The sequence below is a fragment of the Acinetobacter sp. 1542444 genome, assembly GCF_000581835.1.
GTDB lineage: Bacteria > Pseudomonadota > Gammaproteobacteria > Pseudomonadales > Moraxellaceae > Acinetobacter > Acinetobacter pittii.
In genome coordinates this window covers 26,660-46,222 of sequence record NZ_JEYA01000007.1, presented here as the reverse complement: position 1 = coordinate 46,222, position 19,563 = coordinate 26,660, and the positions used below count along the sequence as shown (strand labels likewise).

Below are 19,563 nucleotides of genomic sequence, written 5' to 3'. Positions count from 1 at the left end.
ATGCTGGAGTTTGCAGTCCCTAATTAAGGTGATTTATGAATAATTTAAATAATGCAAAAAAAGATAATTTTTCACGGAAGACCATATTAGTAACAGGTGCAGCAGGTTTTATTGGCAGCAGATTGATCGTTGAACTTCTACGAGAAGGTCATCAGGTGATTGCTGCACTACGCAATGCGGCAACTAAGAAAGACAAGCTATTAGGTTTCATTGCAACACAAGGGCTGACAGATCCATCTATTTCTTTTGTTGAATATGATTTAAATCATGACTTTAAGTTGGACTCTCTACTAACGGATGCTCAAGCAAAGATCCATGTTGTTTATCATCTTGCAGCATCATTTAATTGGGGCATTAGCAAAGCTGAAGCTCAGCGTACGAATGTTAAATCAGGACTTGCTCTGATTGAATGGACTGCGACATTGAAGCAGCTTGAGCGATTTATCTGGATTGGTGGATATCGTGTCGCTACTCCGCCGCAAGAGTCTGCTGATGATTTGTATTATAAATATGGTGGTTACGAAGCTTCGAAAATTTTAGGGCATCAAGCTTTTATTGAGACATGTAAGCGTTTAAATGTGCCATGGACCGCAATAAATCCGGCGACAGTCATTGATGGTTTTTATACTTATGGTGATATGCAATATATTGGTATTGCCGAAATGATTGATAAGTTATATCAAGGACGTCTGCTGGCGCTGCCTGGTGGGAGTGATACATTCCTACCACTCTGCAATATGCAATATATCGTGAGCTTTCTCATCCGAACGATATCTTTTCCTGAGACTATTGCTCAGGAGTATGTATTACTTGATCCTGCGACACCTAAATGTCATCGTCTAGTTAACCTAGCTGCCGTGCATTTAGGGGTTAGCGCACCACATTTGCAAATACCTAAAGTTCTGCTCGAGAAATTACCCGAGGTATTGCTTGGTGGCTCAAAAGAGCAGCTCGCTTTCATTTCTAATGAAAACTATCATGTCACTGAAACAGAAAAAATGGCTGTTAAGATGGGTATCGCAGACCTAATCAATACCAGTCCTTATTTTTCTCGTTGGATTGATCGTCTGGTGCTTACACGTTTTGGTCGTATGCAAGCACCAACACCTAGCTGTTTCAGCTACCAGAATCGATATTGGACAGAAATCTACACTAAACAACCAGTTGGTTCAGAAAAATCTTCTGCATTATTTTTACACGGTATTCCATTCGATAGCACATGTTGGTCGCCCATAATTAATAAAATCACCTATGATCAGGTCGTTATGATGGACCTACCTGGACTTGGGCGTTCAGGTAGTTATGAGGTGATGGAAGATAACAATCATCAGTTTATTGATAATGCTGCAAAGCTTTTAGCACCAAATAGTGTTGTTATTGCTCACTCGTTAGGATGTTTATTTGCATTGAGTCTTGCGCAGAAATATCCAAATAAAGTTGCACGTCTTATCCTTATATCGCCTTATTTCGTGCAGGCACAGGCCGCAAAAATATTTCAAATACAAATCATCTCTAATCTAATTTTCCGTTTTGTATCGAAAGATAAGATTGCTAAAAATCTGCATCCAGATGGGCAAAAAAATCTATCTGTTGGTTATGCGATGGATTCATTACGCCGAGTGTCGGTAGCCAAGCATATTAGTGAGTATATGCATCGTATTAGTTTGCCTCAACAGAGAGTATCTCAAACAGCTTTGTTAAACGAACTTGGTTCTAAAGTTGAAATCATTGTTGGAGAGAAGGACCCAATTGTTACTACAATAAGTCCTAATATTCCTGTACATATCATTGCTGGCGCAGGCCATAATCCGCACGTTACTCATGTAGAAGCGGTTTATGATTATCTCACACCAGTTCTAACCAAATACATCAGCACCACAGCACAGTTCAGTGATGTCTGATATTTCCAAAGTACAGGTTTATGTCTGCCCGGTTTCACGCGTGCCACAAAACCATCTCATATTGAGTCATTATCTCAGCTTTCTCAATGCGGCAGAAAAGTTGAGATATGATCAATATCATCCTCATGCTGCACGGATTTTCTTAATCTCTCGTGTCTTAACGAAGTCTGTTTTAGCAGATAAGTTGGGTATTTCACCCCATGAGGTCAACATTCAATTACAACCTAACGGCAAACCTTTTGTACAAGGCAATAAAGCTGTTTATTTCAATCTTAGTCATTCAGCAGACGTTATTGTTCTTGCGGTGACTGAAGAAGGGGAAATAGGAGTCGATGTTGAACGGGTGGACCGTGAGTTCGATTGGATGCGTGTCGATAGCGTGTTAGCGCCAAGTGAAATTGAATGGATTCAGGAAAATGAAAGGATTGATCCATCCACTGTATATCAACGGTTTTTTCAAATATGGACCTTAAAAGAATCCTATATTAAATGTACTGGCGAAGGAATGAATCGTCATTTAAAGAAGCTCAACTTTCATGTGTTAGCTGAACATATAGAGTTTCTCGATTCAACTCGTGATATTCAAAAGGCAGAAGAATATTATTTCCAAAGCTATGTCTATGATCATAACTTTATCTTTTCGATCTGTTTACAGCAGCTTCTTGCCCAAGAAAGATTTGATCTGGATTGTTTTCAATTGGTGCCATGTATATCTACGCATCGCATAACGCCAGTACCGTGCAAATATAACTAGATTAACTCGATACAATTAGTGGTTTAAAAATCTGAGTCTATTAATGAAACACTCGGGCTTGAGTCGAGCTATTCTCAAAATATGTTGTGAATCGATAGAACGTAAAATCATGGATCGATAAAAAGAAAAAAGCCCCAGTCTTTCGACTAGGGCCTTTTAAATTTGGAGCGGGAAACGAGACTCGAACTCGCGACCCCAACCTTGGCAAGGTTATGCTCTACCAACTGAGCTATTCCCGCATATATAAGCAGTTTTTACTAAAACTTTCTCAAAAAAAACCAATTTGGAGCGGGAAACGAGACTCGAACTCGCGACCCCAACCTTGGCAAGGTTATGCTCTACCAACTGAGCTATTCCCGCATATATAAGCAGTTTTTACTAAAACTTTCTCAAAAAAAACCAATTTGGAGCGGGAAACGAGACTCGAACTCGCGACCCCAACCTTGGCAAGGTTATGCTCTACCAACTGAGCTATTCCCGCATATATAAGCAGTTTTTACTAAAACTTTCTCAAAAAAAACCAATTTGGAGCGGGAAACGAGACTCGAACTCGCGACCCCAACCTTGGCAAGGTTATGCTCTACCAACTGAGCTATTCCCGCGTGCCGCTTATAATACATTAAGCAAAACAAGGGTCAACAACTTTATGCAAATAATTATGCTGATTGCATAAAATAAAAACAGAAATGAGCATTTAGCGGTATTTTTATTGTTAAGTTGCCGAATAAATAGACATTTTGTTTGAAGTCAAAGCATACAAGAGCAACTTTTGTTTGTGTGTAGACAAGGTATACTAGGTTCAAATATACGAATAATCGTAAAAGGAAAAGCTATGAGCCTTGAACAACAGTTGATTGAACGGTTACAAACACTTGCACCTAGCCATTTGGAAGTGATCAATGAGTCTGCCGGGCACGGTGGTTATTTTCCAGGTAAGGAATCTCATTTTAAAGTGATTATAGTGAGCGACGAATTTAATGGATTGCGTTTAGTTCAACGTCATCAAAAAGTATACGCGTTAGCTTCTGATTTGATGAATCCAGGTCAAATTCATGCTTTAGCGATTCATGCTTATTTGCCAAGTGAGTGGCAAGGTCAAGCACCTGCTAGCCCAGAATGTGCACATGCACCTAAAAGCTAAGGGTTAATTTCATGGATGCACATTTACTCACTAAAATTATTCATATGACTGCGGTAGCTGCTGCACTTATGGTCTTTGTTTTACGCGCTTCAACTCTGTTTATAGGTGTTCAAGGTGAACAACCCAATCCAGCAGGGCGTAAAGTATTAGTTGCCTTACAACATTTGTCATTTACCGTGGTTTTCATTACGGGTGCAATTTTGTTAGTCATGAAAGACTTTCAGGTACAACCGTGGTTTTACGCTAAAATTATTCTATTTTTAGTGTTGTTATCTTCCCTGATGAAAGCCTTTAAAAAAGATGACACTCTTTTGTTGGCACAGCGTCGTGCAGGTTTGGTCATTAGTGCGATTGCATTTATTGCTATTATTATCTTAGTGATTGTGAAACCTGTTTTTGCTTAATTGTTCTACATTCTTTGCCTTTTTGGTTAAGCTCTAGGTTAAACTGCGTACAGTAAAATAATATGCAGAGGGAAACATGTTAACTCGTGTGGTGTTTAACCAAAAAGGCGGTGTAGGGAAATCAAGTATTACTGTAAATTTGGCTGCAATTAGTGCCAAACATGGCTTAAGAACATTGGTGATCGATCTTGATCCTCAAGCCAATTCTAGTCAGTATCTTTTAGGTGACGAAGCAACCTATTCTGCTGAAAAATCAATTTTAGAGCCAAATATCGAAAATTTCTTTGATGATGTGTTGGGCAACAATCAACAAAAGGGTTTAATCGGTAACGCATTAGGTTCAATTTTAAAAGCTCCAAGAAATAAAGATCTAGACAGTTTTGTTCATTCAACTCCTTTTGCAAAATTAGATGTGCTTCCAGCAAGCCCTACTCTTGGCGCACTTGAACATGCACTTGAAAGTAAACATAAAATTTATAAATTACGTGATTCGATCCAAAACTTAGTTGGGCGATATGACCGTATCTATATAGACACACCACCAGCATTTAACTTTTTTACTCTTTCTGCTCTGATTGCGGCAGATAAAGTACTTATTCCTTTCGACTGTGATGTTTTTTCAAAGCGTGCGTTACAAACATTGATTGAAAATGTTCTCGAAACGCAAGATGATCATAATGATCGCTTGGAAATTGAAGGAATTGTGGTGAATCAATTCCAATCCCAAGCAAAATTACCTCGGGAAGTGGTTCAGCAGTTAAAAGATGAAGGGTTGCCTGTACTCAATAGCATGTTACCGCCTTCGATTTTGATGAAAGAATCGCATCAGAAAAATTTACCTTTGGCCCATTTGGCACCCGAACATAAATTGACTCAAGCTTATGAGACATTGTTTGGTGAGATTGAGCCAAAACGATAAGAGAAAAATGATGAAAGGCTTATATATTGCGCCTTTGGTGGCAGCCACTTTACTCCTTGGCGCTTGTGCTACAACGGTAAAACCGACTTATGTGTCTCCAACACAATATCAATCTTTGAGCTGCCAACAGCTACAAAGTGAATATAACCGTATTCAGCAATATATCGACAATGGCGTGCAAACTCCAAAAAGTACAGGTATGGGTGTTGGTCTTGGACTCGGTGGTGGCTGGGGACGAGGTGGTTGGGGATTCGGTCCATCTATTTCTGTAAATATGGGACAGTCTTCTTCAACGAAAAATACCGAACTTTCACGTGTTTTAGGCCAACAAGAAGCAATTGTTCAGGCTGCCCAGTTCAAGAATTGTCCAATTATTGTTCGTAAAAAGATCAATTAATAGTCAACTTTGCATCACAATATGCTAACTAAGGCATGTTGTGATGAATAAAGTTTAGCAAAATGTTTCATAATAAAATTAATATAAATAAGTGGTTTATCAATTTTTAAGCTTCTAAAATTCTGTATTTTCTGTAATCAAAAAGCCTTATAAACTTGCTATATTTTGCCTGTTTCGTTTAAGGTGGCCCCATCTTGGATATTATGGAAACTTTATGATTGAGAGTTGGTTTTTTGTATTGGCAATGTTGGCTGTTTTGCTCATTCCTGGGCCGACAAATGCTTTACTTGCAACCGCTGCTCATTCTCAAGGTTTATCTAAAGCATTTTGGCTTATTCCTATGGAATGGTTAGGCTATGCCTACGGTATTAGCTTTTGGGCTGTGTTTATTCATTTGGCAGCACCAGTTTGGCCTGCGTTATTGCTCATTTTACATATTACAAGTGTGGCGTATGTGTTCTGGATGGCATTCCGATTATGGAAAACCACCCATTTACAACAATTTAGTCAAACTCACCGTAACATTCGCCCACGTCAATTATTCTTCTCAACCTTAAAAAATCCGAAATCTTTACTTTTTGCTGCAGGTATTTTCCCTGCCGAAACATGGAATTCGCCTGAAAATTGTCTAATGGTATTTGGTGTTTTTACATTGACGCTCATTCCAGCTGCGAGTTTCTGGATGATTTTTGGACGTGCACTATTAACGGGCCCAGTACAAAAAATAAAAGCCGATCATTTATATAAAGGATCGGCTATGTTGCTTATTTTATGTATGCTTCCAGTGGTATTCCGTTTCTTCTAAATTAAGTCTTAAGCATTGGTTTTCCGGCTTTTTAGCTTTTCACGTATAAAGCCGATGATGCCCGGTAAAACACTAATAATAATGATACCAAAAATAAGATGAGTGAAGTTATCTTTAACGATTGGCATATTTCCAAATAGATAGCCTAACGCCACAAAAGAAGCGACCCAACAAAATGCGCCAATCACATTATAAGTTAAGAAAAACTTATAGTTCATGCTACCAGCACCCGCAACAAAAGGGGCAAAAGTACGGGCAAATGGAACAAAGCGAGCAAAAATAATTGTTTTGCCACCATGACGAGCAAAGAATTCTTGGGTTTTAATTAAATGCTGCTTATTAATGAATCGTGAATTCATTTCAAATACACGTGGACCGATAAAACGACCAATATGGTAGTTCACTGTATCGCCTAAAACGGCAGCAATGAAGAGTAGAGCACCCAATAACCATGGATCCATCGCACCTGTAGATGCTGCTAAAGCACCAGCTGCAAATAGTAAACTATCTCCCGGTAAAAACGGCATAACCACTAAACCGGTTTCGACAAAGATAATTAAAAATAAAATGCCATAAATCCACGTCCCGTAATTTGTAATAAACTCGGCGAGATGTTGATCAACGTGTAGAATAAAATCAAGAAGTTCCATGAGATGATTAAGTGGTAAACCGTGCTCAAATCCTAGCAGTGACCCTATAGAAAGTCAGTATAAAACATCAAAAATATACAAATTGATCATCCTGTTTGTGCAACGATATATATGGATTTTGAGTATTTAATTATCAATGTCCCAAACCTAGAATGAGCTCATCAATAAATAAGCATTTAAATAAAGGTGGCAAAATGTTTAATCCAAATGTAGTGGTCAAAAATATCGTAACGCAATCAGGCGCGGACAGTTTTATTAGCCTTATTGCTCGTCTTCTTATGGCTTATATCTTCCTTGTTGCTGGTTGGGGGAAAATTACCGGTTATGCAGCAACTGCAGGATATATGGAAGCAATGGGTGTACCAGGTGGAATTCTTCCTTTAGTTATCTTGGTTGAGTTTGGTGGTGGTTTAGCCTTGTTATTTGGTTTCCAAGCACGCTTTGCAGCTTTCGGTCTTGGTATCTTCAGTATTTTAACTGCATTCTTGTTCCACCAAGGTGGGGCTGATGCAGCGGCACAATACAATAATGGCATCCACTTTATGAAAAACTTAGCAATGGCAGGTGGTTTATTCTTCCTAATGCTTCATGGTGCTGGCCGTATTAGTCTGGATCATGCAATCGAGAAATAATATTCAAGACAAAATAAAAACCGGATGAGCAATTCATCCGGTTATTTATTTCTTTATTTTAAAAATTAAAGCATAAATTGGATTTGCAATTCCCCAACCACGAAACCAAGAACTGCGCCGACTGCAATCAAGGCCCACTCATCTTCTTTAAATGCAGGACGTAACATCCCTTCAAATTCAGAAGGTGTTAATTTTTGCATACGTTCAATGAGTGTGCTACGAATATTCATTGCATCTTCTGCATAAGACTCTACATATTTCATCGTCTCTGGAAGCTGTTGCATAATACGTTCAGCAACTTGTGATTTCATATTCTGATATTTTTCTCCGCCAATTGCATATACAACTAACGGACGAATAACCCCAGCTTGCATATCAATTTCTTGTTTGACATGGCGGTTAACCAGATCAATAACACGCGCAGAATGTGTACCCGAAAATAACTCTTCCATCATGTGACGTGAAGTTAAAAGCTGTTTAGAAATTAAAGCTGCATAGTCAGCTGCAACTTCATTCTGACGTTTAATAAACAGCCCTTGCCATGTGTAACCCAATATCTTTTTAGGATAAAGTGGTCTAAACATCATTTGCAGTGCAATCCAGTCACTGAAGAAACCCACAAAACCACCAAACAAAGGTAGCATCCAAGGATATTTTCCTTGAGTGACAATCCAGCACAGCATCTGAATCACACCGATGCCGAAGCCAAATACAAAACCTACATTACTGAAAAATTTAAATTCTTGTTTCCCTACACGTTTAAAAATATTGTTGAGTAAACGTTTATCTTTAAGCAAGTTGCTGATAACAAGATGTTTAATATCAAAGTATCGATTCACATCACGCTGTACTTCGCTCATGATGTGTTCAACGATTTCTGGTGCTTTGGATTGCACACGACGGATGAGTCTTTGGCGAGCAAATTCCGGCATGCCTTCCCATAAACCAGGCTGATACTCTTGAGCAACGTCACGGGTAATATCTTCAGCCGCTGCAAGTAGGGGTTTTTCTATTTCTTTGGCAATACGTTTAGGATCTAGGCGTGCAAAAATTTCTTCAGGCTTAATGAGCTTTGCTGTCATGAGCTCAACAGCAATGGTTGCCATTTTCTCGGCTTTGCGAGGCACAATGCCTTGCCAACCCAAAAATGGTTTAATACCTTTAAATTCAAGTGGTGAAAACATCATCTGGATGGCAACCACCTTGGTGATATAGCCAATTAAACCACTCATAAAAGGAATAGAGACATACAACCAAAAATGTTGCTGGAAATCTGCAATCATAGTTTGAAGCATTGTTGTTCCTTAGATTTCTATTGATTTTGATAGGGGGCAACAAGCCATAAAAATGGATAATTGTTTAAGCACAGACAAATATCGCTTATGGTATCTACCTTTCCATGGTAATGCCTGTTTTATCGGCTCATCTTAACATCAAATTCAAGGTGATGTTGCATAGAATGTGATGAATTTATCAATACACATGGAGTTTTTAAGCGTAACCCATACAGTTGATAAATATAAGTAAATTTTGATTTATATCAAACAATCCAATTATAGAAATGATTCTGATATGAAAAAAATAAGATATATGATGATTTGCGGTGCGCCGAAGCGCGAAAAATGTTAAAATGGCGCGCTTAATTCTTTTGCCATTTAGTGGTTTGTCATGACTACCAATACTCAAATTACTGAAGATCGTATCCTGATTCTGGATTTCGGCTCTCAATATAGTCAGCTCATTGCACGTCGTGTACGTGAAGCTGGTGTTTACTCTGAAATGTATGCTTTTGATATGTCTGAAGAAGACATTCGTGCTTTTAAGCCAAATGGCATTATTTTGTCAGGTGGACCTGAGAGTGTGCATGAAGAAGGCAGCCCTCGTGCACCACAAGTAGTGTTTGAGTTAGGTGTTCCAGTATTGGGTATTTGCTATGGCTTGCAAACCATGTCTGAACAGTTAGGCGGTAAAGTTGAGCCGGGTACTGTACATGAGTTTGGTTATGCCGAAGTTGATATCGTTAAACGCGACCAACTGATTGGTAACTTACAAGACCGTGAAAACCAACTTCATGTTTGGATGAGTCATGGTGACAAAGTTAGCCAGATTCCAGAAGGCTTTACCATTACTGCAAGCACACCAAGCTGTCCAGTTGCTGCTGTAAGTGATGAAGCGCGTCGTTTCTATGGCGTGCAATTCCACCCAGAAGTAACACACACGGCAAAAGGTGAAGAGTTACTTGCAAACTTCGTTCATAAAATTTGTGGATGTGGTGGCCTTTGGACACCTGAACACATCATCGATTTACGTGTAGAACAATTACGTGAACAAATCGGTAATGAAAAAGTTCTTTTAGGCCTTTCAGGTGGTGTTGACTCATCTGTCGTTGCTGCGCTTTTACACAAAGCAATTGGCGACCAGTTAACATGTGTATTTGTTGATAACGGTTTACTTCGTTTAAACGAAGGTGACCAAGTGATGCAAATGTTTGCTGAAAACATGGGTATCCGTGTTATTCGTGCAGATGCTGAACAACGTTTCTTAACTGCATTGGCTGGTGAAGTTGATCCAGAGAAAAAACGTAAAATCATTGGCCGTGAATTCATTGAGGTATTTGCTGAAGAAGCACGTAAACTTGATGGCGTGAAATTCTTGGCACAAGGTACGATTTACCCAGACGTAATCGAATCTGCTGCAAGCAAACAAGGTAAAGCACACGTAATTAAATCACACCACAACGTGGGTGGTTTACCAGAAGATTTAGCATTTGAATTGGTAGAGCCTTTACGTGACTTGTTCAAAGACGAAGTTCGTAAGTTAGGTACTACACTTGGTTTGCCACATAGCATGATTTACCGTCATCCATTCCCGGGCCCTGGTTTAGGTGTTCGTATTTTGGGTGAAGTGAAGAAAGAATATGCTGATATTCTTCGTCTTGCTGATGACATCTTCATGCAAGAGCTTCGTGACAGCGGTTGGTATGATAAAACTGCTCAAGCGTTTGCCGTATTCCAACCTGTTAAGTCAGTTGGTGTAGTAGGTGATGGTCGTCGTTATGCATGGGTAATTGCGCTTCGTGCAGTTGAAACGGTTGACTTTATGACAGCTCGTTTTGCACATTTACCATACGAATTGGTTGATAAAATCTCAACGCGTATTATGAATGAAATTAAAGATGTATCACGTGTTGTATACGACGTGTCATCTAAACCACCAGCAACGATTGAGTGGGAATAATTTTCCTCTAGTTGTTGTTAAAAAAGGACGCATTAGCGTCCTTTTTTATTACTTAACGATTTTAATAAGAGTAAATTTATTAGCTCAAGGAACTGTATATAGAGGGTTGAATATAATATTTTATAATTTTATATGCTGGATTGGTTTTACCTAATTTTAAGGTCTAAAGGTTATGCCCCTATTAAATGAAATAAGAGCCAAAATTGAAAGAGATTTCCATAGACAACTACCAGATATATATTTTGAATTATTAAAATTTTCAAATGGTTTTTTATTTGAAAGTGGCGTAGTTATTTATTCTTCTGATGAGGTTTTTGAAAGAAATCAAACTTTTGAAGTGCAAAAGTATGCTGGAGATTATTTAGCTATAGGTGATGATAGTGGTGGAATATCAATTCTTATACCATTTCTAGGAACAGGTGTTTTTACTGTAGATCAAGGCAGCATGGATACTAATGACATGAGTAAAATTAGTGATTCCTTAATGAACTGGTTTAAAGCTGGATGCCAAATTTAGCTTTTGGCAAATGAATTTTAAATGGGATAAATGAACCAAGGTTGGTTTGATGAGAATAATTTTTAAGAGTGCTTAAGCACTCTTTTTTATTACTTAGCTTTTAAAGCTCAAAATTAATTTTGATAACTATCAAACCAATAGAACAACTCTTATTACTTTTACTTGATCAAAGATATATTAAGATATATCTTAATAATTATAAATTGATCATTTTGGATCTTAAAAGATGAAACAACAATCAGAACAGCATCATGCTGAACATCATCGTTCGGGACGCCGTGGAAGACTTTTTGAAGCTGGACGCATGAAACTTTTGGTACTCCACCTTATTCAGCAAAGCCCAAAGCATGGCTATGAAATCATTAAAGAAATAAGTGATTTGGTAGGCAATGGCTATACGCCAAGCGCAGGAACAATTTATCCAACATTAACCAGTCTTGAAGAAATGAATTTGATTAATTTGCTAGATGTAGAGCGTAAGCAATATCAAATCACGGAATTTGGGAAAGCTTACTTAACTGAACAACAAGACAAGTTGAACGAGCTATTAGAAAAACTACGTTTAAGACGAGAAATCTACAGTAATGATGAATTAATCGAAATTCATCGTGCCATGGAAAACCTAAAAACAGCCTTACGGTTGAAGTTGAACTCGGCAGGTTTACAGCAAGAGCAGATTTATCAAATTGCCGAAAAAATTGATCAGGCTGCTGTTGCTATTGGGCGCCTATAAATCGGCCCTAAACAAGTTGAAATTCTTCAAAGTTATTAATTTTTAAGAGATAATTTATATATGAAACAACATCAATATCATGTCACGGTACAACACTTAAAAAATGCAAAAGGAGAGGCCTCTACTTATACTGAACGCCTTGAGTTCTATGCGGGAAATCATGACGATATTTTTGAAATTGTTGAACGCTTAAAAAAAGCAGATTTTTTTGATGATGAAACAACAAAATCTTTTGGAGTTGGGCTAAAACTTTTTAGTGAGGTTATGCTTGAAAACCGTGACCACCCACTATTTCAAGAGTTTCTCCCACAATTTGGTCAATTTATGAAAAACCTAAAACAGCTCGTTAAAACTCAATCATCTTAAGCTGCTCAATGCAGCTTTAATTTTATGCAATTAACAAATGATTGTCTCATTCATAGCACCCTGTGTATTACTAAAAGACTATATTGAATAATGAGTGTATTGTTAAGATCATTATAACGACTCATTGCAAAAGCATAGGTAAAAGAGAGTAATATCATGAGCAATAATAATGATTACGATATTTCTGATTCAAAGGATTGCGAAAAATTTGCCAATCAGTTTATTCAGGAATTTCCAATTCGCTCTGCTGAAATTGGACAGGGGACAGTCATTAAGCGGGCTTTACCTAGCCGACAAAAACGAATGATTGGTGCGTGGTGTTTCTTAGATCATGCAGGCCCAGTAACTTTTCCGGCGGGTGATGGTTTAGATGTTGGTCCTCATCCTCATATTGGTTTGCAAACCTTCACGTGGATGATTGAAGGCACCATGATGCATACCGATAGTCTAGGCTCAAAACAACTGATTCGACCTAAACAAGTTAATTTAATGACGGCAGGTCACGGAATTTCACATACAGAAGTTGCACCTGATACAGAAACTCAAATGCACGCTGCTCAGCTCTGGATTGCCTTACCAGATGCTAAGCGCAACATGGATCCGAAATTTGAACATTATCCTGAACTGCCTGTTGTTGAGAAAGACGGTCTAGAGTTTACCGTGCTTGTGGGTGAATATTTGGCAACTACTTCTCCAGTCTTGGTACATACGCCGTTAGTGGGTGTTGACCTCATTGCTACCGAAGATACGAAAACCCGCATTCCATTAAATCCTAATTATGAATATGGTTTTATGGCGCTTGAGGGTAGTGCTCGTGTAAATGGCCATGAGTTAACTGCTGACAATATGGTGGTATTAGATACGGGTCTTAGTGAAATTGAGATTGAAGTAAAAAAAGGCAATCGTATCCTTTTGATTGGCGGTGAACCGTTTGAAACACCAATTTTGCTATGGTGGAACTTTGTTGCACGTACAATGGATGATTTAAAAGAAGCCCGTGAGCAATGGATTAACCATGATGCACGTTTTGGTGAAATTCCAGATTATGTTGGTGCACGTTTAGAAGCCCCTGTTCTTCCAGATCAAATGAGAGCATCAAAATGACAGCAGTAATCGCAAGCAGTAAAGCAAAGCCCCTTGCTGAACAATGGAAGGGCGAAATCACCAGTGGTCGTCACCAATATTTTTGTGATGAGCCAGAGAAGCTAGAAGGGCAAGATCAAGGCCCGGCGCCATATGATTTGCTCACTGGAAGTTTAGCCGCGTGTACGCTCATTACTTTAAGAATGTACGCAAAGCATAAGGGTTATGATTTTGGTGAGTTTTCGGTTGAAATCGATTTTCATACCAATAGAGAACATGAAGAACATATAGAACGTCGTATTGTTTTTAAAGACTTACCAAACGAAGAGCTTCAACAAAAAATCTTAGCGGTATGCGGTAAAACCCCAGTCACTAAAACTTTGTTACGTAGTTTAGACATTCATACTGTGCTTGTTACAGCGTAAAAATGCTATTTTGTTGAGGTGGATGATTTTATATCCATCCCACAAATGGAATAAAACAGCATGTTCACATGCTGTTTTTTATGTAAAAAAGAAAAATAAAAGCAGGCAATAACATGATTAGTGTACACCACCTGGAATGTTCGCGATCGTTTCGAATTCTATGGGCTTTAGAAGAGTTGGGCTTAGATCATGATATTCATTATTATCAACGTCTACCTAACTATTCCGCTCCAGAAACATTGAAATGTATTCATCCTTTAGGTAAAGCTCCGATTTTGACTGATGATGAACAAGTCATCGCAGAATCTGCTGTGATTTTAGAATATTTACAGCAGCGTTATGATCAGAAGCAACAATTTAAACCTACAGAGACACAAGATTTACAGCAGTATATTTACTGGATGCACTATGCAGAAGGTTCACTTATGCCGTTATTAGTCATGACTTTGGTCATGAATAGTGTAAACAAGCATGTACCATGGTTAATTCAACCAGTAGCTAAAAAAATCACAGAAGGGGTGAAGGCAAATTTTGTTCGCCCACGCATGAAAGATCATATTAGTTTTTTAGAAAACTATTTGGCAGAGCATGAATATTTTGCAGGTGATTTTTCATTTGCTGATATTCAAATGAGCTTTCCTTTAGAGGCTTTACAATCTCGCTTACAGGGTAAATACCCTCATATTCAAGCTTTTTTACACCGTATTCAGCAAAGACCTGCGTTTCAAAAAGCGAGACAAAAGGGAATTGGTTCTAATGAAAGGAATTGTGCTGATATTTAAAAGAAAAGGAACAAATATTTGTTCCTTTTTATTTTCATTTTACTTGCGTTTGATCACGATAGAATCAATGCCACTGTGTTGTAAGGTCTGCTGAGCAGCCAAGGCAGCGTCTTGAGTATCATACGGTCCAGAAATAACGCGATACCATGTTTGTCCGTTTTCAGTACTTTTGACTACATCGGCAGATAAGCCATTTAAAATGATTTCTGCACGGCGGGCATCAGCCTGATCAGGATCATTATAGCTACGAACTTGTAAAATATAGGTAGGTTGCTGAGGAGTTGTAGCTGACTGATTCGGGTCAATTCCTACACTTTCAGAGGCAGCTGGTTGAGTGGTACTTGGTGCCTCAACGATCATAGCAGTGCCTTGATTTTTACTTTCAGGGATCGCTTGTTCAGGAATAGGGGTAACCTGTTGTTGAGGCAATAGGTCGTAGAAGCGATAGTCTTTATTAGTATCTTCTTCTTGATAATGTTCAGAAGTAATCTGATTTTTCGCAGGAACAGGTTGCCAAGGTTTCCAAAGCATAAGCATTACAGCGATACATAAGACCGCCAAAATAGCGACAAGTGTCCCTAACCATTTGGGAATTAGGGGCTTTTTAGGCTTATTAGGTCTTTCAGATACACCGCGTTGCGTTTTGCCAAACACGTGGATTATTCCTCTGTATTTTGATTGTTTTTTAATTCGAGTTTGAGTCTCGTCTTACGATGCTAAAAACAGTGGTTTGTATTGATATTTTAACTATACAAACCACCGCTTACTATATATTGCATGACCTTTAATTTGCTGTCATGCAATATATTTATTACATAGATTCTGGTGCAGATACACCAAGTAATTCTAAACCATTACGAAGTACTTGTTGTACATTGATTGAAAGCAATAAACGGGCTTGTGTAAGCTCTGCATCATCGCTTAATACTTTATGTTCATTGTACCAACCATGGAACAGGGCAGCTAACTCTTTTAAGTAGTTACCAACCTGATGAGGTTCATATGCATTTGCAGCACGTAATACCGCGTCTGGGTATGCAGCCAGTTTAGCAAGAATCTCAGTTTCTGCATCAAGAGACAAGCGAGTTGCATGTGGACGAGCAGCGTTTACATCGAATTGTAAATCTGTGCTTACTGCTTTTTCTAACATACGACAAATACGTGCGTGTGCATATTGAATATAGTACACAGCATTGTCTTTACTTTGTGAAACAGCAAGGTCAAGGTCAAAGTCGATGTGTTGTTCACTCTTACGCATTACGTAGTAGAAACGAGCTGCGTCATTGCCTACTTCTTTACGCAAGTCACGTAAAGTTACGAACTGCCCAGAACGAGAAGACATTTGAACCATCTCGCCGCCACGCCATAAACTTACGAACTGAACTAAAAGAACAGTCAATTTCTTAGAGTCGTAACCCATTGCATCAATCGCCGCTTTTACGCGAGAAATATAGCCATGGTGGTCAGAACCCCAAATATCGATTAGGTCAGTATAACCACGTTGTAGTTTATTTAAGTGGTATGCAATGTCAGATGCAAAGTAAGTCGTTTGGCCATTACGACGCTTAACAACACGGTCTTTTTCATCACCAAATTCAGTCGACTTGAACCAGATGTTGCCATCTTTTTCATAAAGGAAACCACGTTGATCAAGTGTTTCTAAAGCTTCATCAATTTTTGCACTAAGAGATGCTTCACTAAACCATTGGTTGAACGTTACACCAAAGTCAGCAAGGTCATCCTTAATATCATCTAAAATGGCGTGAAGAGCGGCTTGATGGAATACGCGGTAACCTTCACCCAATAATTGTTGTGAGTTGGCAATAAGGCCATCAATATGCTTTTCTTTATCACCAGATAACACAACTTTGTTGCCTTCGCTATCTAGCTCTTCAGCATATTGCACATCTTCTGGTACATCTTTATAAACATTCGCAACTTCACGAACGTAAGCATCACCATCTTTATCAATGATGCCTTGTGCGATTTCTTTAACGTAATCGCCTTGATAAGCATTTTTAGGGAATACAAGGTTTTGTCCAAGTAGTTCCAAATAACGTAAATAAGTAGAAGTCGCCAAAATATCCATTTGACGGCCAGCATCATTCACGTAGTACTCACGGTCAACTTTAGCACCCGTTGCTTCAAGTAAATTAGCAACAGTCATACCGTATGCCGCACCACGTCCATGACCTACGTGTAGGCTAGACGTAGGGTTTGCAGAAACAAATTCGACTTGAATCTTTTTCGCTGCATTTGCTTGGCTACGACCAAAAATTTCTTTTTGTGCTTGAATTTGATCAAGAATAGCAAAGCGCTGGTCTGCATTTAAAAAGAAGTTAATAAATCCAGGTCCTGCGATTTCAGCTTTACTGATATCTGCCACTTCTGGTAATGCAGCTAGAACTTTCTCGGCTAAATCACGTGGTTTCATACCAGCAGCTTTCGAGCCGATCATGGCAATATTAGAAGCAAAGTCGCCATGGCTTCGGTCTTTGGTGCGTGTTAAGTTGCTTGTGTTTTTCCAGTCGGAAGGAAGCACCCCTTCTTGTTGAAGAGTTTGCACTGCATGGTCGAGAGCTGCTTGTATTGCCGTATTCATATCAATCGAAAATAGATGTCGCAGAAAAACGTCAAATATAGCAAATTTCCGATGACTTAGGGGAGGGGATTTAATATTCCAATAATTCTTTATGCAAATTACTGATGATTATTTTTTAAATGAATGTCGGTTGATGAATCGCCTTACTATTCTGAAAATAATGAATTACAAGCCTTCTGGGCAGTTTTTGTGAGTAAATTACGTGTTTAATTTAATATTATTTCCTGAGGAAATACCTGATGCCGCTAAATCATATAATTATGGCTTTTAAAGTTGAGAAAATAAAAGAAATTTTTAAAATCATAAAAATATTAAGATACTGATTTTTATTATTTATTTTTAAACATGTTTTAACTAAATAGTGTTTAATTTTAACATCATGGTTTAAAATATCTATTTTGATCGAATTAGGCTTAAGCTTATACGCACAAAGAGTTTTAGAGACCATACAAAACGTGTTTTTCTCTACTCTAAGCTGGAAAATGAGATAGGCAATGATATCAGGACACCCAAGTAAACATCCCCTTTATATTCCATATGCAGGTTTTACACTTTTAGAGTTACCACTCTTAAATAAAGGCTCGGCTTTCACTGAAGAAGAAAGAAGTAACTTTAACTTACACGGTTTACTCCCCCATATTATTGAAACTATTGAAGAGCAGAGCCAGCGCTCTTATCAGCAATATTGCGCTTTTACTGATGATATCAATCGACATATCTATTTGCGTAATATCCAAGATACCAACGAAACCTTGTTCTATCATTTAATCGAAAATCATCTTGAAGAAATGATGCCGATTATTTATACCCCAACAGTGGGTGAAGCATGTCAGCGTTTCTCCGATATCTATCGTCGTCATCGTGGTGTTTTTATTTCATATCCAGATCGTGATGTGATTGATGATATTTTGCAAAACGTAAATAAAAATAATGTAAAAGTGATCGTCATTACTGATGGTGAACGTATTTTAGGTCTTGGTGACCAAGGTATTGGTGGTATGGGTATTCCTATTGGGAAACTTTCACTTTACACCGCTTGTGGTGGAATTAGCCCAGCCTATACATTGCCAATCACAATTGATGTGGGGACGAATAATCCACAATTGTTAAATGATCCGATCTATATGGGTTGGCGTCAGCCACGTATTAGTGGCGATGAATATTACGCATTTGTTGATATGGTGATTGAGGCTGTGAAGCGTCGTTGGCCAAAAGCGTTAATTCAGTTTGAAGATTTCGCACAAAAAAATGCGATGCCACTTTTAGAAAAGTATCGAGATAAAATTTGTTGTTTTAACGATGATATTCAAGGAACAGCAGCGGTATCTGTAGGTAGTTTGATTGCTGCAAGTCGTGCAGCAGGCAAGCAATTAAAAGATCAAACAATTGCTTTCTTAGGCGCGGGCTCTGCGGGATGTGGTATTGCAGAGCAAATCGTTGCACAAATGGTTGCTGAAGGGCTGACTGATTCTGAAGCCCGTGCACGCGTTTATATGGTTGATCGTTTTGGCTTGATTACCGAAAATCAGCCAAACCTATTGGACTTCCAACGCAAATTGGCGCAAAAAGCTGAGGTGGTTGATCAATGGGGCAATATTGAAGAAGTGATTTCACTCCTTGATGTTGTTAAAAATGCTAAGCCTACAGTGTTAATTGGCGTTTCTGGCCAACCGGGTCTGTTCACCGAAGAGATTATTAAAACCATGGCAGCGAATTGTGAACGACCAATTGTCATGCCATTGTCTAACCCAACTTCACGTGTTGAAGCTGTGCCAGCAGATATTGTGGAGTGGACTGAAGGTAGAGCGTTAATTGCAACAGGTAGTCCGTTTGCTCCTGTGAATCATCACGGCAAGCTTTATAATATTTCTCAGTGTAATAACTCGTACATTTTCCCTGGCATTGGCTTAGGGGTGGTGGCATCAGGTGCTAAACGCGTAACTGAAAATATGTTAATGGCTTCAAGTAGTGCTTTAGCGAATTGCTCACCATTACTGAAAGATCCACAAGCTGATTTATTGCCACCTTTAGGTGAAATTCAGCAAGTTTCTAAGGTTATTGCGTTTGAAGTTGCGAAAGCTGCCATGACAGATGGCGTGGCTGTAACGATTAGTGATGACTTACTACAGCAAAAAATTGATCAATCATTCTGGAAACCTGAATACCGCAAATATAAGCGTATTCCTTTCTAAGGTTGAGAACGTAAAAAGAGGAG

General features: G+C 38.6%; 20 protein-coding genes and 4 tRNA genes. 16 read left to right on the top strand and 8 right to left on the bottom strand.

Annotated features, from left to right (window positions below):
• Positions 1–35 precede the first annotated feature (35 nt).
• Both J580_RS20745 and J580_RS20740 read left to right on the top strand, forming a co-directional pair.
• Positions 36–1,901: an alpha/beta fold hydrolase gene (locus J580_RS20745; protein WP_032005637.1), complete on the top strand. Its 1,866-nt coding sequence runs from the start codon at positions 36–38 to the stop codon at positions 1,899–1,901.
• Positions 1,894–2,655: a 4'-phosphopantetheinyl transferase family protein gene (locus tag J580_RS20740; RefSeq protein ID WP_032005636.1), complete on the top strand. Its 762-nt coding sequence runs from the start codon at positions 1,894–1,896 to the stop codon at positions 2,653–2,655. Before J580_RS20745 ends, J580_RS20740 begins: the two co-directional genes overlap by 8 nt.
• 163 nt (positions 2,656–2,818) lie before the next feature.
• Here J580_RS20740 and J580_RS20735 read toward each other — a convergent pair.
• From J580_RS20735 to J580_RS20720, 4 genes are all read right to left on the bottom strand, one after another.
• Positions 2,819–2,894 (bottom strand) — tRNA-Gly (locus J580_RS20735).
• A 45-nt stretch (positions 2,895–2,939) separates the two neighbouring features.
• Positions 2,940–3,015 (bottom strand) — tRNA-Gly (locus J580_RS20730).
• A 45-nt stretch (positions 3,016–3,060) separates the two neighbouring features.
• Positions 3,061–3,136, bottom strand: a tRNA-Gly gene (locus tag J580_RS20725).
• A gap of 45 nt (positions 3,137–3,181) precedes the next feature.
• Positions 3,182–3,257, bottom strand: a tRNA-Gly gene (locus J580_RS20720).
• A 230-nt stretch (positions 3,258–3,487) separates the two neighbouring features.
• On the opposite strand from J580_RS20720, the gene J580_RS20715 reads away from it, so the two are divergent.
• From J580_RS20715 to J580_RS20695, 5 genes are all read left to right on the top strand, one after another.
• Entirely contained in the window at positions 3,488–3,796 is a 309-nt protein-coding gene (locus J580_RS20715) for a BolA family protein (protein WP_002114074.1), read from the top strand.
• An 11-nt stretch (positions 3,797–3,807) separates the two neighbouring features.
• On the top strand, positions 3,808–4,200 hold the full coding sequence (locus J580_RS20710) for a SirB2 family protein (RefSeq protein ID WP_005071964.1): 393 nt from the start codon (positions 3,808–3,810) through the stop codon (positions 4,198–4,200).
• 76 nt (positions 4,201–4,276) lie between these two features.
• On the top strand, positions 4,277–5,119 hold the full coding sequence (locus tag J580_RS20705) for a ParA family protein (RefSeq protein WP_005071966.1): 843 nt from the start codon (positions 4,277–4,279) through the stop codon (positions 5,117–5,119).
• Between the two features lie 10 nt (positions 5,120–5,129).
• Positions 5,130–5,516, top strand: coding sequence for a hypothetical protein (locus tag J580_RS20700; protein WP_032005635.1), 387 nt, complete (start codon positions 5,130–5,132; stop codon positions 5,514–5,516).
• A gap of 214 nt (positions 5,517–5,730) precedes the next feature.
• A complete protein-coding gene (locus J580_RS20695) occupies positions 5,731–6,321 on the top strand; it encodes a LysE family translocator (RefSeq protein ID WP_017399730.1) in 591 nt (196 codons plus the stop codon).
• An 8-nt stretch (positions 6,322–6,329) separates the two neighbouring features.
• Here J580_RS20695 and J580_RS20690 read toward each other — a convergent pair whose 3' ends face one another.
• Positions 6,330–6,971, bottom strand: a complete 642-nt coding sequence (locus J580_RS20690; protein WP_005071971.1) for a DedA family protein — start codon at positions 6,969–6,971, stop codon at positions 6,330–6,332.
• Between the two features lie 194 nt (positions 6,972–7,165).
• Between J580_RS20690 and J580_RS20685 the strand changes: the two genes are divergently transcribed.
• Positions 7,166–7,603, top strand: coding sequence for a DoxX family protein (locus J580_RS20685; RefSeq protein ID WP_002114126.1), 438 nt, complete (start codon positions 7,166–7,168; stop codon positions 7,601–7,603).
• Positions 7,604–7,668: 65 nt separating this feature from the next.
• On the opposite strand, the gene J580_RS20680 is transcribed toward J580_RS20685, so the two are convergent.
• A complete protein-coding gene (locus J580_RS20680; protein ID WP_014208114.1) occupies positions 7,669–8,886 on the bottom strand; it encodes a DUF445 domain-containing protein in 1,218 nt (405 codons plus the stop codon).
• 385 nt (positions 8,887–9,271) lie between these two features.
• Between J580_RS20680 and guaA the strand changes: the two genes are divergently transcribed.
• From guaA to J580_RS20645, 7 genes are all read left to right on the top strand, one after another.
• On the top strand, positions 9,272–10,840 hold the full coding sequence (guaA, locus tag J580_RS20675; RefSeq protein ID WP_002114136.1) for a glutamine-hydrolyzing GMP synthase: 1,569 nt from the start codon (positions 9,272–9,274) through the stop codon (positions 10,838–10,840).
• Between the two features lie 172 nt (positions 10,841–11,012).
• On the top strand, positions 11,013–11,357 hold the full coding sequence (locus tag J580_RS20670; protein ID WP_032005633.1) for an SMI1/KNR4 family protein: 345 nt from the start codon (positions 11,013–11,015) through the stop codon (positions 11,355–11,357).
• Between the two features lie 226 nt (positions 11,358–11,583).
• Positions 11,584–12,090 (top strand): PadR family transcriptional regulator, encoded by a 507-nt coding sequence (locus tag J580_RS20665; RefSeq protein ID WP_014208116.1) that lies wholly within the window; start codon positions 11,584–11,586, stop codon positions 12,088–12,090.
• Between the two features lie 60 nt (positions 12,091–12,150).
• Positions 12,151–12,456 (top strand): DUF3861 domain-containing protein, encoded by a 306-nt coding sequence (locus J580_RS20660; RefSeq protein ID WP_002114086.1) that lies wholly within the window; start codon positions 12,151–12,153, stop codon positions 12,454–12,456.
• 156 nt (positions 12,457–12,612) lie between these two features.
• Positions 12,613–13,560 carry a pirin family protein gene (locus tag J580_RS20655; RefSeq protein WP_032005631.1) on the top strand — a complete coding sequence of 316 codons (948 nt, stop codon included), beginning with the start codon at positions 12,613–12,615 and terminating at the stop codon, positions 13,558–13,560.
• Positions 13,557–13,964: an OsmC family protein gene (locus tag J580_RS20650; RefSeq protein ID WP_002114081.1), complete on the top strand. Its 408-nt coding sequence runs from the start codon at positions 13,557–13,559 to the stop codon at positions 13,962–13,964. The genes J580_RS20655 and J580_RS20650 overlap by 4 nt, the downstream gene beginning before the upstream one ends.
• A gap of 113 nt (positions 13,965–14,077) precedes the next feature.
• On the top strand, positions 14,078–14,746 hold the full coding sequence (locus J580_RS20645; RefSeq protein ID WP_032005630.1) for a glutathione S-transferase: 669 nt from the start codon (positions 14,078–14,080) through the stop codon (positions 14,744–14,746).
• A 39-nt stretch (positions 14,747–14,785) separates the two neighbouring features.
• On the opposite strand, the gene J580_RS20640 is transcribed toward J580_RS20645, so the two are convergent.
• Positions 14,786–15,400: an SPOR domain-containing protein gene (locus J580_RS20640; protein WP_005804763.1), complete on the bottom strand. Its 615-nt coding sequence runs from the start codon at positions 15,398–15,400 to the stop codon at positions 14,786–14,788.
• A 157-nt stretch (positions 15,401–15,557) separates the two neighbouring features.
• The gene (gene argS / locus J580_RS20635; protein WP_032005628.1) at positions 15,558–17,348 is read right to left on the bottom strand and encodes an arginine--tRNA ligase; all 1,791 of its coding nucleotides are present in this window, start codon (positions 17,346–17,348) and stop codon (positions 15,558–15,560) included.
• Positions 17,349–17,842: 494 nt separating this feature from the next.
• On the opposite strand from argS, the gene J580_RS20630 reads away from it, so the two are divergent.
• Positions 17,843–19,540, top strand: a complete 1,698-nt coding sequence (locus tag J580_RS20630; RefSeq protein ID WP_009387651.1) for an NAD-dependent malic enzyme — start codon at positions 17,843–17,845, stop codon at positions 19,538–19,540.
• Positions 19,541–19,563: the final 23 nt, after the last annotated feature.